Source organism: Deltaproteobacteria bacterium (assembly GCA_021737785.1).
Lineage (GTDB): Bacteria > Desulfobacterota > DSM-4660 > Desulfatiglandales > Desulfatiglandaceae > AUK324.
In genome coordinates this window covers 1-15,128 of the sequence record JAIPDI010000009.1, presented here as the reverse complement: position 1 = coordinate 15,128, position 15,128 = coordinate 1, and the positions used below count along the sequence as shown (strand labels likewise).

Sequence of the window (15,128 nt, the reverse complement as noted above, 5' to 3'; positions counted from 1 at the left end):
GTACCAGGGAAGACTCATGACGAATAAGCATCAAAAACCGCGCGTCGCCTTTTTTGATTTTGCCTGTTGCGAAGGCTGTCAGCTGACCGTGCTGCAACTGGAAGATAAGCTGCTGGAGTTATTGCGCCACGTGGAAGTGGTTGAATGGCGGGAAGCCATGAGTGGACAGGCGGATTCGTATGACATTGCCTTTTGTGAGGGGAGCATCACCCGGGAGGAGGATGTGGATCGGGTCAAGAAGATCCGGGAGACCGCGGGAACCCTGGTAGCGCTTGGAAGTTGTGCCGCCATCGGGTGTCACAATGCCCTCAAAAACCGTTGGTCCATGGAAGAAGTGCGAAATGTGGTTTACGGGAACGGGTCCGTCCATTTCAACACCATTCCCGCCCGTCCCATTGCCTCAGTGGTAAAGACGGACTATCAAATCCTGGGATGCCCTGCGAGCCTTCCTGAAATCGATCGGGTTATCAAGTGCATCCTGACCGGGCAGAAATATCCCCTTCCCAATCAGCCTGTCTGCGTGGAGTGCAAACTGAACGATACTCTGTGTGTATTTGAGAAGGGGGAGGTATGTCTCGGCCCGGTCACCCGGTGTGGCTGCAACGCCATTTGCACGGCTTACGGGGACGCCTGCCATGGGTGCCGGGGGCTCATGGATGGGGCGAACCTGATGGCGGCGGTCAAGGTCCTCACTGCTGAACAGCGCCATCCCATCATGGATGCAGTCGCCCGCCGGTATGGAGCGAGCCGGGAGGAAATCCGTTCCTGGTTCACCCTGTACAACGGTCCGGAATTACGTATGGAAAAGGAGCCTGAAGCCAAATGACCGATACCTGCATCCACATTCACCATCTCACCCGCGTGGAGGGTCACGGGGATATCACTGTCAGGATTCGGAACGGCTCCCTGGAGGAAGTACGATTCTCTGTGGTGGAAGCCCCCCGGTTCTTCGAGGCCTTTCTTCGAGATAGAGATTACAATGAAGTGACCCATCTGGCTTCCCGGATTTGCGGCATATGCGCGGTAAGCCATAGAGGTGCAGCACTCAAGGCCACTGAATCGGCCTTTGACTCGGAGATTTCGGATCAGTCCCTCCTCCTCAGGCGATTGGCCTTTCATGGAGAAATTTTGAGCAGTCATGTGCTCCATATTTATTTTCTGGCCGCCCCGGATTACCTCGGGGTCCCCAGTCTCTTGCACTGGGCAAAGAGGGATCGGGATACGGTACTTCGGGCCATGCGGTTGAAACAGACGGCCTACGATCTCTGCAAATGGGTGATCGGCCGGCACACCCATCCCGTGGCCATGAACGTGGGAGGCTTTCCTTTTGTCCACAATACCAGACAGCTGGCCCCCCTAAGGGAGGCGCTGGTTGCCAGTATGGCGGATATCCGGGATACGGTTTCCCTGTTCAACTCCTTTTCCATCCCGACCTTTGAACGGGATACAGAATACATTTCGCTGAGCCACCCGGACCAATACGCCATTTATGACGGGGATATCGTCTCCAGCGAGGGCACCAAGATTCCGCCCCGGCAATATAGGGACATTATCCATGAATACATTGTTCCGTACTCTACGGCCAAGTACGCCCGCGCTAATCGCCCCGAGTACATGGTGGGGGCCCTGGCCCGAGTCAATAACAACTTCGGACAGCTGAGCCCGTTCGCCAGGGAGATCGCTGATCTGGCAGGGCTGACAGTTCCGTGTTTCAATCCATTCATGAATACCACGGCCCAGATTGTGGAATGTGCCCACTGTCTGGAAGACAGCGTTCAGATCATCGACCGGCTGCTTGAGACCGGCATTTGCGTTGAAGATGAGCAGACGGAAATACGGCCCTGCGCCGGAGGGGGAGTGGGCGCTGTAGAAGCGCCTCGCGGCATCCTGTTTCATGAATATGAATATGATGAAAAAGGCAAATGCCTCTCTGCAAACCTGGTGATTCCCACTGCCCAGAATCTGGGGAACCTGGAAGCGGACATGCGGGCCTTCACCCCCGGAGTCCTCCACCAAGAGGAGGGCGCCATTGCCCATGCGCTCGAGATGCTGGTCCGTGCGTATGATCCCTGTATTTCCTGTTCCACCCATGTGGTGAGGCTGGAGTGATGGATCCCGCTCCTTCACAATAAAGGCACCCTGAACCATGCATGGATCAAGTCGTTGGCGGGTGAAATATCCATCGTCAAGCTCGGGTAGGGTTATGAGGGGAGTGGCGCCAATATTTTTTCGGTTGCGGCTGGCAGGCCGCCTTAGGTCGTGAGTTTTCGATATATTTCAGGGACCTTCAGGGGTAATTTGGCCAGATTGTCAATAAATACATAGCCTGTATGCCCGTACATGTGTGCAAGATAGCTGTGCTCTGCCTTGTCGATGGTGATGCAAAAAGGATGAATTCCCTGTTTCCTGGTCTCCGCCAAGGCTTGCCGGGTATCTTCAATGCCGTAATCGCCGCTGTAGGCGTCGTAATCGTCGGGTTTGCCGTCACTCAGTGTAAGGAGCAACTTCGACCGGGCATCCACCTCCCCTAGAATTTCCGTAAGGCGGCGGATCGGGGGACCCATCCTGGTGTATTCACGTGCCCGGATGCTGGCGATTCTCTTCTTGATCCGGTCCCCATAGGGTTCTTCAAATCCCTTGATCCGAAACAGCTCACAGCGTTTTCGTGTCTGTCCTGAAAAGCCATAAATGGAAAACCGATCCTCAATCTGATCCATGGCCTCGCACAGAATCAGGAGGGCCATACGCTCCGTCTCGTTAATCCACCCGCTGGTTGAACCGCTCAGGTCGATGAGAAAGGCGGTGGCGATATCCCGATGTTGGCGGTTCAGCCGAACAAAAACCCGCTCCGAAGGGGTCTGTCCTGCCTTCATATCTGAAAGTGCTTCCACCGCGGCATCCAGGTCCACCTCGTCTCCCTCTTTTTGTCTTCGAAGCAAGGTCTGATCCTGCCGAATACATTCAAAACGCCGTTTAATCTGTTGGGCCATGGCCCCATACCGGTCCATGGTCTCTTCAATGAAGGCCAGGTCACCCTCTTCCGCGTCGCTTTCCCGCAGCAAGGCCCATCGTTTCCGATATCCCTGCCGTCGATAGTCCCATTCGTCCAGCACATGAATTCCTTCTGCAGTTTCGGAGAAAAAATATCCTGTTCCTTCGGGTGCTTGACAGCGAGAGTGAAAATAATGTCCCGTCATATCGTCGGCCACAGTAAGATAAGCACTGGGTATGGAACCGAGGTCTTCGTAGATTTCCCGTATAATCTTGTGCATGGCGTCAGGAACAGGGACCATGCCGTCATTGATGATCAGGTGATCGGGGACCTCCTGCCTCTGAGGGCGACCTCCGGAGGCTGCCATTTCTTTGGGCGCCTCCGGGAGTTCTAGTCGAATATCTTCAGGATCCGGCAGCTCCTCCACAAGTTTGGCCAATTCCTTTTGAAAATTCAATCGCCGGGACTCGCGACGACGCCGAAGTCCGGTCTCGGCCTCTTCGGGCTTGAGCACGCCCACATAAGGCACCGGCGTCACCGGCCCATAGGGTTCTGATCCAAGAGGCATGCATGCGTAGGCCGCCCGGGTAATTTCGGCCATTGCCTGGGAATTGAGTGTCATATCCCGGGCCGCTGCGAGGACCTTCCTGAGTTCTCGGTCGCCCCTGAGGTCAGGGCATCCGGAAAGATACCATTTTATCAGGGCTTCCATCCTCCCTGTTTTTGTACGGATATCCGCGCAGTCCGCCCTCATGACCGATAGCGCCTTTTTAATGGAAACCATTCTCCGGAAAAGTCCGGGGAGATGATGGCGAATCCAGGATTCGGCCCGCAGGGTATCGGCCAATAAAAAGAGGTCCCTTGCCAGGTGAGGCTCGGTAAACCGCTGGAAGAAAAAAGAAAGCCTTGACCTGAAGCCCGCGGGGGGTTCCTGCGGGGCCATTGGTGGGGTGTGGAGAGAAAACAGCGCTTCATCATCGAAGCGATACGTCCCCAATTCGAGTTGAGCCATTTTGTGAGCGATGGACAACTTATACAGGAGAAAATTTTGTTTGGTGTCTGAAAACAAGGAAACGGTTTCAGGCACAAAGATAGTCTCACTGTCCGTATAGGATTCGGCGCTTGTCTGAAGACAGATCTCGCTGCCGCCCAGACTGTGAAGGAAATTCTGCAGGATACCCGACACCTTTTCAAAGGACACGCTGTTTCGGTGAAACTGAAACGCCGGATGGTCTTTGTGCTCGACAATGAACTCCCTTGCGGGGATAAGGCCTTCGGCATCATAGATCTCCAGACATGTCCGGGTCCATCCCCTGAGTTCCTCCGGATCAATCGAGTTAAGAAGTTCGGGGGCCTGGAGCAGAAAATGGAACGCCAATTCCGGCTTGATGGAGGCCAGCATCTCAGCGCTCTTAAAAATCATCTGCCCTGTTTCAAAAGAGGCCTGCTCCAAGGCACGGGTCAGACCGGCATCTTTCAGATCTTCCTCGAAGTAGATTCCCCGGCCCGTGTAAAACGGAATCGGAAAGAGAGAGAGCACCTCGGCTTCCAAAGGGGGCTTCTTTTCGTTTTCGGGTGTCACCTCTATTCTCCCCCTTTAGAAAACGGCCTGGACGATCTCTTCGATCGACCGTTGCATCTCTGCTTCATCGCTCAATGTATTCACAATGGCGACTTCGCATGCCTTTTCCGCATCAATTCCGGATCTAATAAGCCGGGCCGCATGAATCAAAATCCGTGTGCTGGCACCTTCATCGAGACCTCTTTCTTCCAAATTACGGGTCATGTGCCCGATCTTCACCAGACGGGAGGCGAGCTCCTTATCCACCTTTGCTTCTCCGGCGATAATATCGGCCTCTTTCTCTTGGTCCGGATAGTTAAAATCAATGGCCACAAACCGTTGTCTTGTGCTTGGTTTGAGGTCTTTCAAGACGCTCTGATATCCAGGGTTATAGGAGATTACCAGCATGAATTCAGGAGGGGCTGACAAGACCTCGCCGAGCTTTTCAATGGGTAGAATCCGACGATCATCGGCCAGGGGATGGATGACAACGGTGGTATCCTTTCTGGCTTCCACAATCTCATCCAGGTAACAGATCCCTCCTGCCTTTACTGCTCTTGCGAGGGCGCCATCCACCCAGATCGTTTCTCCGCCCTTAATCAGATAGCGGCCCACCAAGTCGCCCGACGTCAAGTCATCATGACACGCCACCGTGATCAGAGGAAGGCCCAGACGCCAGGCCATGTGTTCCATGAAGCGCGTCTTGCCGCAGCCCGTGGGCCCCTTGAGGAGGACCGGGAGTTGATTCCGATGGGCCTCCGTAAAGATCTCTATTTCGTCTGAGGTGGCCATATAATAGGGCGCTTCATCCAAGGGGATAGCCTCAATGGGGTTTGAGTAAATCGACATTTTTTGGTCCGCCTGTTTGATAATGGGTTTCTCGCCCATAAATGGGGATGAACTCACAGCCAGAGGGGCGAGTGGTATGTTCACTTTCAGTACAATATTAATAAAATAAGCTGCGAAAGGGCTTTTTCAAGGATATGCTTGCGGGAGGCTTTTGAAATAAAGGGTTGGATGAAGAATGTTGGGTGTCTGGTACCCACCGCCCTTTCTCACCATTCTTGGTTACAAACGCATGATTGAAAGTATGTGGGCTGGCTGTTTAAGACGCAAAAGCCTGGAGGTGGAACCTGTGACCCCTCACTATATTCCTGGGCCGTATGAGACTTTGAACAGCGACGGCCGCTATTGTCCTTTCGTGGGAAAATGACCGCCTTTCTTTTGGACAAAGGGCAAGCGAACCATGAAGGTGGCGCCTTGACCGGGAGTACTGCGAGCGGTGATGTCTCCGCCATGGCGCTCCACAATTTTTCTGCAAATCGAAAGACCCATGCCCGTTCCTTCGTACGCTTGCCGTGTATGGAGCCGCTTGAAGGGCTTAAAGATCTGCTCCAGGTATTTTTCGTCAAATCCGATTCCGTTGTCCTGAACGCGTATTTCTAAATATCCGGAGGAGGCGTCATCGATTGCCTGTTCAGATATACTGTAAATATGCAGGTTTGGAGGGTGATCATCGCGGTGAAAACTCAAGGCATTACTGATTAGATTTTGGAAAAGCTGTATCATCTGAATCGGGTCGGCGTCGATTGTTGGAAGGGCTCCGATGGTGATGGAAGCCCCTGTCTCCTCAATTTTCAGTTCCAGGTTATCCCGGGCCTTTTGAACAATCTCCAGCAAATCCGTGGGCACATAAGGTTGGGCGTTTGACGATAGACGGGAATAGGCGAGGAGGTTCTGAACAAGCGTCTGCATATGGTAGGCGGCCCTGTTCATTCGATGCAGGTAATCCCTGGATTTCGTGGACAGGTTTTCCGAGGCTTCACGTTCCAACATTTCACCAAAGGTTTGGATTTTTCGCAAGGGTTCCTGTAAATCATGGGAGGCAACATATGCAAACTCCCTCAATTCCCGGTTCCTCCAGCGCAGAACAGCGGTGCGGTCTCGAACGCGCTGTTGCAGTTCGTCCCGTGCCTGTTTGAGTTTGCGTTCGGCCTCTTTCCACTCAGTAATGTCCAGAAATGATCCGATAAACTGACGGGCGGAATGGTCCTTTGTGCGCTTGAAGACCGTATCCCGCGAAATGCACCATATCCAACGACCCGTTGCGGTTTTGAACCGGTACTCAATTTCATGAATTTCCCCGTCTTCGGCCTTCCTCATTATATCCCAATGTGCGGCAATCCCGGCCCGGTCTTTCGGGTGAAAAAGATTGAAAAAGTTTAATTCTCCCATTTGGGAAATATCATCGAGGGTATATCCGGTCAGTCTTGTGTACTGGGGGTTAATAAAGGTATTCATCTTTGCCTTGATATCGTAGATGTACAGACCGCTCAGTGACGACATGACCACGCTGTTTAAAAAGGCCTCATTTTGCTGGAGATCTCTGAACAAGACCGCATGCGGTTTTTTAATGCCGGTGACGATGACGGCCCTGTAAATGAGGTAAAATGAGACAATCTTAAGAAAATGGCCGACCAGGTTAAAGAGCCCATAGACATCGGTATACAGCGTAAAGGAGAGTTCGACACCTATGCTGACCAGCGCGGATGCCATAAGAAGATGGCGTACGTTCCGGTCAAAGGCGTTGCCTGTGAAAAACAGGAGACCACCGGCAATCAGGAAAATGACACAGATCGTGTATTCGCTGATTTTTTTAAACGCGGTCAACCCTTTTTGTTCCATAAAACAATCCGGGAAGATATTCCATCGGAAAACGGCCAGCAGCAGGACAACCATGACTGCGGCATAGGCTGTGAATGCCACGGCCGTTCTCAGGCGTCGGTGAATGAATAGAAGGGCAATAAGGAGAGAGAGACTTTCGATGAACCTCGCACCCACCCAAAGTTGCGTGGGTAAGTTGGCGTCATGGCCTGGGAAGACCTGCATCCCCTGATATGCCAAGGTATGAAGAAAATCCAACCCCCCAACGAACAAGTAGGCAATCCCGACAAAAAGCAGATAATTATTTTGGAGCATCGACCGTGCATTCCAGGCGATAACAAAAATGGCACAGGCGATGACGATGCTGAAACCTTCCGCCAGGCTATGAAAGAGGAGATAATTATAGCGGCTGATTATAAACAGTCCCCCGAGGATCACCAGGCTCAACAAAAACATCCGATGCCAGGACCGGATCTCTACGCCGATGTTTGGGGTTATGGTGGGAGCCATTTGACAGGTCTACGATGCGCTGTGATGAATTTTTGAAGACAATTCAAAGAAGCGGTATCTTAATAGGACCGGCGATACCTTTGCTCTCGATGATGTTCCTGCTGTCGGGATCCCTTGAGATGTTTGATAATTCATGCACCGGGCCCGGACTTCAAGCACCCTGTGGGGTATCCTTCCCGAAATCCAGCGGCCGTGGTTCGGGGGTGAATACATGGTTATGCTGTTCCACAAATCTGGTTGACATCCTTTGCGAATCGTATAAATTCATCTAAATTATTAGGCTTTGTGACATAATCCGATATGCCGAGCCTGGAACAATACTTAAAATCCCGCTCTGCACTGGAGGTGGTAAGGACCACCACAGGCAAGTGGCGCAAGGCCGGGTCGTTCCGGATTTCCCAAAGCGCCCTGCGGCCGTCCTTTTTGGGCATGTTAAGATCGAGGATGAGGATATGTGGGGGTAATTTCTTACCGGAACTCCTATCTTTCTTCAGATAGTCCATCAGCTCTTCGCCATCGCTTACGAAATGCAGGGGGTTTGAGAGGCCCCCCGCATCAAAAGCCGTCTGGATGATCAGACGGTCATCGGGGTCATCCTCGGCGATGAGGATCGTACACTCGCCGGTTTGTCTCAAGTTGGATGCCATGCCAATCCCCTGAGGGTAAGCGATGGAAGGGGACCTAACCTCTTTCCCCAAGTTCGACCTTCGGCCTCCTGAAAGGGATCGGCCCGGAAACCCAATAATTCAGTACAAAATCAAATCAATATAAGCGACAGGGGGCGTATATGCAAGAATAATTGACCCATCGGGGCAATTCTTATGCGGATTCCATGGTGATGGTAAATGGGTGGTAATTCCGCAGGAGGGAATAGGCCGGAAAATTTGGGTGCCGGCAGAATAGGTTTTGCAGGTAAATTCCAGAGCGATGCTGGCATGTTGAATCAAGCCAAGACAAAGGAATCCAGTGCCCGGAACGAATGCCTGCGGCCCTCAGTCTCCCAAGTGGTCGAGGGTTTCCGGGGTTTCAATGGCGGGTTTCGGGACAACGGATCCGCACCCATCTACCGGTGCGGTCTCAATTCAAACACCACCCCACTCTCCAAAAAAATTAGCTTCTCTCAAGTATTCCAGGATGCCGGAAGTCTTGACGATTCTAAGAGCTTTCCCAATGAATGCATTCTACCGGGCATGTGGAAATGGCCTCTTCAATGCATTCTTCATCGCCGCCCTCCGGGAGCTTGACGCGGGCTTTCTCAGCGGCTTCATCAAATTCGAACACCTCCGGGCAGAGCTCTACACAACTTTCACATCCGATACACTCTTCAGTATCAATCACAACCACTTTTCCCATGATAAACCCTCCCTATTTTCCGGAAATAACCACACCGTATAGATTTGATAAAGTATGTCCATATGCTATGAGATAGTGCTTTAAATCGTGGGCATATGGTAATGGGGTCTAGCCGGTATTTCCGAGACAGGGGGGTCATTCCGGGAAAAAATACCGGGGGCTGTTTTATTTTCAGGAGTAATCTTCTTTAGAGAAAGCGCAAAGTATTAACCGTCTCATAATTGTCTTTACACCGTCATTCCGGCGAAGGCCGGAAGCCATTTCCCGTACTTGCGGGGATCGAGTCCGGCATGACAAAGATGTCGGTACTATTTCGAGACGGTTAATAAGAACCATGCAGCCGCTTTTTTTTTGGGTGGAGCCCAGAGGTATCGACCGGGGGAAACAGCGGGGATGCAAGTAAAAGGACACCAGCATTAAGGTGGGTTAACACATTTTCCACCAAGTAAAAAAAGTGAAATGAGGGTTTCGGTTTTGTTGCACATTTCTATTCAGCTGTGATACTATATCAACTGTTCTGAAATTAAAAAGCCTCTGAAGGAAGCCTGTATTTCACCATCGCGAGTGCAGGCGGAACTTCCCTTGAACGGGGTAGCTTTACAAACCGCGGACAAACAGGAAACAGGACCAGAAATAAGGAGGATCAGATGGCCTATTCACCAAATGAATTGAGAGACAAACTTTTGGAAATGTACCCCGAGATCGACCGGTACGGGCTTTCCATGAGCCTCATCTTTGACAATCAAAAAGATGCGTGGGTGGTTACCTTTAAAAAAGGGGAACACCAACGCCATGCCTTTCTGGACCAGAAGGATGCCGATGCATGTATGACCGGAAACGCATGCATCTACCTGGGAGTTCTAATTTCCCAATATATAAAGGATCTTGAGAGAGAGATGCAGGTGGGATAAGCCGCCTCTCGCCATATCCTGGTCTGCGGCCGGGCGGCCTTAAGGGGCATCGTTATTATTAAAAATGGGGCGAATACGGCCTACCGGTGTTAGCGTTGCCGCCTGTACAAGGCAAGGAGCACATTTCGGAGAGGGTGTTGGGCTTTGCGAGCCGCCCTCTTGAATGCCGCGGCCTCCGCGAAAAGTCCCGAGGCCCCTTCTTTTGGGATCGGGAAGGCCTAAACACGACCGGATCTGCGGGTTTCGCATAAAAATGATTTCCCGTTTTTGCATCTCTTCGATTCCTGGCGGAAAGCGGATCAACCGCAGCCGGCGAATTTGATCCCAATTTGAGCATCCATTGGACCATACTATTTTTGCCCAAGGTCTGGGGCATAATCCTTCTATTTTGTGAATCGCCCCCTATCAGGGCATCCGACGAAACCTCCGTTAATATCCTTTTTTTCTCTCTCGTCATCTCTGTTCTTTCTGTGCACAAAGAGATCCCTTACCCCAAAGGTCTCCAGGGTTGTCCGGCAGGCGTCCCTTCATCGATTCACCTCATTAACGCTCTGTCATTTCAGTGTCCGCAACGGCGAAATCGTAAATGCGGAGAGTTGTTTTTGAGATGCCGGCGTCTCCGGGAGAGATTCCTCCAATCGTAAACTCTTATTACGCCTACCGCTGTTTTGATTTGGAAATACATGATTCACTCCATTTATTTTTAAAAGGGCATTGGAATATGCTTATCCTAAGTACCATGTTATTGGGGTGTTCCCGGGCAGGCTCTCCTTGTCGACAGGGATGAACACCGGCCTTTATGCCCTGGACAATATATCAGGCTGTTGCATGGAGATATCTCAATTCCCTGCAGCCAACCAGCCAATACAGCGGAAACACGATTTAGGACGGGGTTATATCAATGAAAGATTTGAATGTGGTAATCGCAGGATCCGCCGGCGAAGGGATTCAAACGATCGGAGAAATCCTTTCTCATACCCTTTGCCGACAGGGGTATTCGGTATTCGCATGGCAAGAGTATGAATCACGGATTCGGGGAGGGCAGAATAGCTACTCGATTCGGGTGGGGGAAGAACCCAACAATGCGCCGTTGCTCTCTGCAGACATTCTTCTGGCATTGAATGAAGGCGCTGCAAAGAAGTACGAGGGTCTTCTCAAGGAAGAAGGTGTCCTGATTTCACAAAACAAGGGCACCGACGGCATGATTGCCATCCCTTTTGACGAAATCGCAAAAGAGGAAGTCGGGGGGGGGATCTATGCCAATACAGTGGCTGTCGGGGCCTTGATAAATGTTTTGGGGGTGGATCTTGAAACCCTGAACGCGGTGCTGGAACGTACGTTTTCAGAAAAAGGCGAAGAGGTCCTGAAAGCCAACTACAAGGCGGCAGAAAAAGGCTTTGAACGCGCAGAACGAGACTGCGGGGACAGGTGCCCCTGGACATTGCCGCCCAGGGATACCCGACATGCCTTTATCTCGGGTAATGAGGCGATCCCCATCGCCGCAGCCTACGCCGGATGCCGCTTTATTTCCGCCTATCCGATGACGCCGTCGACTGGGATCATTACCGCCCTGGCGAAAGCGCAGGAGAGGTTTGGGGTGTTTGCCGAACAGGCGGAGGATGAGATTGCTGCGATCAATATGGCCCTGGGTGCCGGTTATGGGGGGGCGAGGGCGATGACCGCCACCTCCGGAGGGGGATTTGCCCTGATGGTGGAAGGGATCAGCCTGGCAGGCATGACCGAAACGCCATTGGTGATCGTCCTTGGCCAACGGCCGGGACCGGCTACCGGGCTTCCCACCAGAACCGCCCAGGGGGACCTCCTTTTCGCCATTAATGCCGGACATGGGGAATTCCCCAAAATGGTATTGGCCGCCTCTGATCCGAAGGACGCCTTTCAAAAGACGGTGCGTGCCTTTAATATGGCCGATAAATACCAGATTCCGGTGATTCTGCTTACAGATCAACTCCTGGCGGATGCCCATTATTCCTTTCGTGATTTTGAAAATTTCGATAATCCCGTCTATCACTTGGCTGATCCCTCGCAAATAGAGGAATACAAGCGCTATCAGCTCAGTCCCGATGGCATATCCCCCAGACTTTATCCGGGGCAGAGCGGCCATCTGGTTTGCGTGGACAGTGATGAACACGATGAGGAGGGCCACATTACCGAAGATCTTTCCGGAATTGTGCAGGCTATGGTTGAAAAGCGACTCGCGAAATTCCAAAAACTCAGAAGCGAGGTGAACCCCCCGGAGGAGGTCTACTCAGAAGATGTTGAGTTCATCCTGGTGGGGTGGGGCTCCTCCAGGCCGGCCATTCTGGAAGGCATCGAATTGTTGAAGCAGGAAGACATTCGGGCAGGGATGATCCATTTTACGGAGCTGTGGCCTCTGCCTGAATACCATTTTCCAGAAGGAGTTGCCTTGTGGACTGTTGAAAACAATGCCACCGGCCAGTTGGCCCGGCTGTTGCGCTCGGAATTCGGACTCTCTTTTGAGGGCACCCTCCATCGTTATGACGGTCTACCTTTAACCGGCGAATACATAAGGAGTCAGATTCATGCCCAGCATAGAAACGTATAACAGCAACGCGGAAAACCAGTGGTGTCCGGGATGCCCGAATTTCGGCATCCTCCAGGCGGTTAAGAAGGCTTTCGTGGATTTGGACAAAAAGCCGGATCAGATATGCCTGGTTTCCGGGATCGGCCAGGCGGCGAAACTCCCTCATTATCTCAGATGCAATCTGTTTAACGGTCTTCACGGCCGCGCCATCCCGGTGGCATCGGGAATTCAGGTCGCCAACCCGAATCTGACCACCCTCGTGGTTACCGGGGACGGGGATTGCTATGGGGAAGGGGGGAATCATTTCATCCACGCTATTCGGAGAAACCCCAATATAACGGTGATGGTTCACAACAATGAAATTTATGCCCTGACCAAAGGGCAGGCCTCACCCACGACGCCTCTTGGAGAAAAGCGTTCCCTCCAAGTCAAGGGGGTGGATATTGAACCGCTCAACATGCCGATGATTGCCATCACAAATAACTGTACATTCGTCGCCCGGGGATTTGCCCGCAAAATCGATCACCTGAAAACGATTCTGGTGGAAGCGGTCAAACATCCGGGGCTTTCCTATGTGGATGTGATCCAGCCATGCATCACTTGGGGGACGCGGCCGGTCGCGTGGTATGAGGAACGCGTGCAGGAACTGGGAGAGGATCATGATTCAGGGGACAAGAAGGCGGCATTGGAAAAGGCGCTGATAACCGATGATACCATACCCATCGGCATCCTTTACCGAACCGAGCCGAGATCCGCCTTTGCCCATCGGTATCGGTCGGAGGTCACGGAGGGTCCGTTGGCGGAGATGCCGGCTATGGAAGCGGATCAACTGAAGGACATCCTTTCCAGGTATATTCCGTGATCCTTCAGGATATGATGTCCGATTAACGACCCGGTGGAGTAGGGGTAATCCTCAATCGCAGGTGATCGGTCCGGGAGGCGGAACCGTATGAAAAACCGGAGAGAAGCCTTGAAAATAGGGGTAGGCTGGATGGCAACAGGCATCGGTCTTTTCTTTACCCCGCTCTTTACAGCTGTTCGGTGGGCTTCGGCCGAAGCCAAAAGGGTCCTCCTTCCCAAGGGCACGCCGCTGAAAAGCCTGATAAACAAGAATCCGGCGAATCTGGATGCAAGACACCTGGAGGTCACTCCGTTGGAGGACTTCGGCACTATGGGGTTGTCGGATTATAAGGAAGATATGGCCAGGTGGCATTTGGAAGTGATCGGAGAGGTCAAGAAGCCCTTTCAACTTTCCTACCAAAAAATGCGAGCCCTTCCGACTGTGGAGAGAGAAGTCCTTTTGATTTGTCCCGGTTTTTTCGCCAACCATGGCCGTTGGAAGGGTATCTCCATGCCGGATCTGCTCAAGAGGGCGAATGTGGAGAACGATGTCACGCATGTTCGGTTTTCAGGACCGGCAGGGCCGTATGAAAAAGTAGAACAATTTCCTATCAAAGATGTGCTCTCAAACAAGGTCTTTCTGGCTTACAGTGTAAACGGCAAAGAACTTCCGGTAAAAAACGGGTTTCCGCTTCGTATTGTTGCCCAAGACTATTATGGATACAACTGGGTCAAGTATGTGTCCAAAGTGCAGTTGATAAAGACGGGATAGCCGGTTTTTGGAATAGCGGTTATTCCCTGCGACAGGGGGATTGATGCATTTTCACTTCAATCGCAAGCCCCAGTGTTTTCGCTGAATTTCCAAAAACATATTTACTTTGGTGGAGGTGGAGATGAAGGCTACGGTGGATGAGATGAAGTGCCGGACAGTGGGTCTGTGTGTTAAAGAATGCCCGGACGTATTTCGCTTCCAAGAGGGGAGCAAGAGGGCTGCTGTCAGAATTGACCCGATTCCATTGTCCCTCCAGGCATGTTGTCGAAGGGCTGCAACGCTTTGCCCGAATGGCGCCATAATTGTTGAAGAATGAGATGTCTGACCGAATCCGCAAGGTATGGGGGCCTCCCCACAAGAAAATGGAGAAGATGATATGACCAGGAAAATCGTACTGTCTGTGAACAACACCCCGGTTGAAATCGACTATTTTGTCCAGAACTTTCTTGACCATACCGTCTCGGGTATGGTCTCTTCTCTCGAAGGGGTAATGGAGATCAGGGAAATTGATGTCACCATGGAAGGAGATCGGATAACCGTTGTCTTGAACGGCGATCCCCTCCCGATTAATGATTTCGTCAACGATCTTTTTCGAAATACCCTTTTGGGAGTGTTATCGACGCTGAAAGGCGTCTCCGACATTCACCAGTTGACGCTCGGCATCCAGCGTTAACCTGATTCAGGGAAGGGCTTCCTTCCGGGCATCAGGGGGGAGAGAGGTCTCCTGTTTCTCCAGCTTGTCCAATCCCTGTTCAATTTTTTCCCGCTGTTTTGAAAGGTACTCTTTTTCATGGAAGACAGATGGGCATGTCGGATAACACCCCCCTAAGGCGGCCTAACAGCCGCAACCAAAAGGTTTCACCCAAGTCCCGGAAGCGTTCTGGACGCCCGTGGGGGTCTCTGTTCAAGAGCTGCAATAAAATGCGGTCGTATCGTTCGGCGGCCGCCCCCGGGCTCCGAAT

13 protein-coding genes are annotated in these 15,128 nt (G+C 52.0%); 8 read left to right on the top strand and 5 right to left on the bottom strand.

Going from position 1 to position 15,128, the window contains the following annotated elements; all coding sequences use genetic code 11:
* The first annotated feature begins 16 nt into the window (after positions 1-16).
* Both K9N21_06470 and K9N21_06465 read left to right on the top strand, forming a co-directional pair.
* Entirely contained in the window at positions 17-826 is an 810-nt protein-coding gene (locus tag K9N21_06470; GenBank protein ID MCF8143547.1) for a hypothetical protein, read from the top strand.
* Complete coding sequence (locus tag K9N21_06465) at positions 823-2,109, top strand: Ni/Fe hydrogenase subunit alpha (protein ID MCF8143546.1); 1,287 nt, start codon at positions 823-825, stop codon at positions 2,107-2,109. The genes K9N21_06470 and K9N21_06465 overlap by 4 nt, the downstream gene beginning before the upstream one ends.
* 143 nt (positions 2,110-2,252) lie before the next feature.
* Here the strand turns inward: K9N21_06465 and K9N21_06460 are convergent, their stop codons facing one another.
* From K9N21_06460 to K9N21_06440, 5 genes are all read right to left on the bottom strand, one after another.
* Positions 2,253-4,574, bottom strand: coding sequence for a hypothetical protein (locus tag K9N21_06460; GenBank protein MCF8143545.1), 2,322 nt, complete (start codon positions 4,572-4,574; stop codon positions 2,253-2,255).
* A 15-nt stretch (positions 4,575-4,589) separates the two neighbouring features.
* Complete coding sequence (locus tag K9N21_06455) at positions 4,590-5,402, bottom strand: CbbQ/NirQ/NorQ/GpvN family protein (protein MCF8143544.1); 813 nt, start codon at positions 5,400-5,402, stop codon at positions 4,590-4,592.
* Between the two features lie 339 nt (positions 5,403-5,741).
* Positions 5,742-7,727, bottom strand: a complete 1,986-nt coding sequence (locus tag K9N21_06450) for a PAS domain-containing protein (protein ID MCF8143543.1) — start codon at positions 7,725-7,727, stop codon at positions 5,742-5,744.
* Between the two features lie 215 nt (positions 7,728-7,942).
* A complete protein-coding gene (locus K9N21_06445; GenBank protein MCF8143542.1) occupies positions 7,943-8,374 on the bottom strand; it encodes a response regulator in 432 nt (143 codons plus the stop codon).
* Between the two features lie 508 nt (positions 8,375-8,882).
* The gene (locus K9N21_06440) at positions 8,883-9,080 is read right to left on the bottom strand and encodes a ferredoxin (protein MCF8143541.1); all 198 of its coding nucleotides are present in this window, start codon (positions 9,078-9,080) and stop codon (positions 8,883-8,885) included.
* Positions 9,081-9,727: 647 nt separating this feature from the next.
* Between K9N21_06440 and K9N21_06435 the strand changes: the two genes are divergently transcribed.
* The 6 genes from K9N21_06435 to K9N21_06410 all read left to right on the top strand — a co-directional run bounded on the left by K9N21_06435 (position 9,728) and on the right by K9N21_06410 (position 14,839).
* Positions 9,728-9,991, top strand: a complete 264-nt coding sequence (locus K9N21_06435; GenBank protein MCF8143540.1) for a hypothetical protein — start codon at positions 9,728-9,730, stop codon at positions 9,989-9,991.
* Positions 9,992-10,892: 901 nt separating this feature from the next.
* Positions 10,893-12,575, top strand: a complete 1,683-nt coding sequence (locus K9N21_06430; GenBank protein ID MCF8143539.1) for a 2-oxoacid:acceptor oxidoreductase subunit alpha — start codon at positions 10,893-10,895, stop codon at positions 12,573-12,575.
* A complete protein-coding gene (locus tag K9N21_06425; protein MCF8143538.1) occupies positions 12,553-13,416 on the top strand; it encodes a 2-oxoacid ferredoxin oxidoreductase in 864 nt (287 codons plus the stop codon). Before K9N21_06430 ends, K9N21_06425 begins: the two co-directional genes overlap by 23 nt.
* A gap of 87 nt (positions 13,417-13,503) precedes the next feature.
* Positions 13,504-14,166, top strand: coding sequence for a molybdopterin-dependent oxidoreductase (locus K9N21_06420; GenBank protein MCF8143537.1), 663 nt, complete (start codon positions 13,504-13,506; stop codon positions 14,164-14,166).
* 121 nt (positions 14,167-14,287) lie between these two features.
* Complete coding sequence (locus K9N21_06415) at positions 14,288-14,482, top strand: ferredoxin (GenBank protein ID MCF8143536.1); 195 nt, start codon at positions 14,288-14,290, stop codon at positions 14,480-14,482.
* 60 nt (positions 14,483-14,542) lie between these two features.
* Positions 14,543-14,839 carry a hypothetical protein gene (locus K9N21_06410; protein MCF8143535.1) on the top strand — a complete coding sequence of 99 codons (297 nt, stop codon included), beginning with the start codon at positions 14,543-14,545 and terminating at the stop codon, positions 14,837-14,839.
* The last annotated feature ends 289 nt before the right edge of the window (positions 14,840-15,128 follow it).

Coding starts and splice junctions, on each gene's coding strand:
- K9N21_06410 (MCF8143535.1), top strand. CDS start 14,543: ATGACCAGGAAAATCGTACTGTCTGTGAACAACACCCCGGTTGAAATC.
- K9N21_06415 (MCF8143536.1), top strand. CDS start 14,288: ATGAAGGCTACGGTGGATGAGATGAAGTGCCGGACAGTGGGTCTGTGT.
- K9N21_06420 (MCF8143537.1), top strand. CDS start 13,504: ATGAAAAACCGGAGAGAAGCCTTGAAAATAGGGGTAGGCTGGATGGCA.
- K9N21_06440 (MCF8143541.1), bottom strand. CDS start 9,080: ATGGGAAAAGTGGTTGTGATTGATACTGAAGAGTGTATCGGATGTGAA.
- K9N21_06465 (MCF8143546.1), top strand. CDS start 823: ATGACCGATACCTGCATCCACATTCACCATCTCACCCGCGTGGAGGGT.
- K9N21_06425 (MCF8143538.1), top strand. CDS start 12,553: ATGCCCAGCATAGAAACGTATAACAGCAACGCGGAAAACCAGTGGTGT.
- K9N21_06435 (MCF8143540.1), top strand. CDS start 9,728: ATGGCCTATTCACCAAATGAATTGAGAGACAAACTTTTGGAAATGTAC.
- K9N21_06470 (MCF8143547.1), top strand. CDS start 17: ATGACGAATAAGCATCAAAAACCGCGCGTCGCCTTTTTTGATTTTGCC.
- K9N21_06450 (MCF8143543.1), bottom strand. CDS start 7,727: ATGGCTCCCACCATAACCCCAAACATCGGCGTAGAGATCCGGTCCTGG.
- K9N21_06430 (MCF8143539.1), top strand. CDS start 10,893: ATGAAAGATTTGAATGTGGTAATCGCAGGATCCGCCGGCGAAGGGATT.
- K9N21_06445 (MCF8143542.1), bottom strand. CDS start 8,374: ATGGCATCCAACTTGAGACAAACCGGCGAGTGTACGATCCTCATCGCC.
- K9N21_06455 (MCF8143544.1), bottom strand. CDS start 5,402: ATGTCGATTTACTCAAACCCCATTGAGGCTATCCCCTTGGATGAAGCG.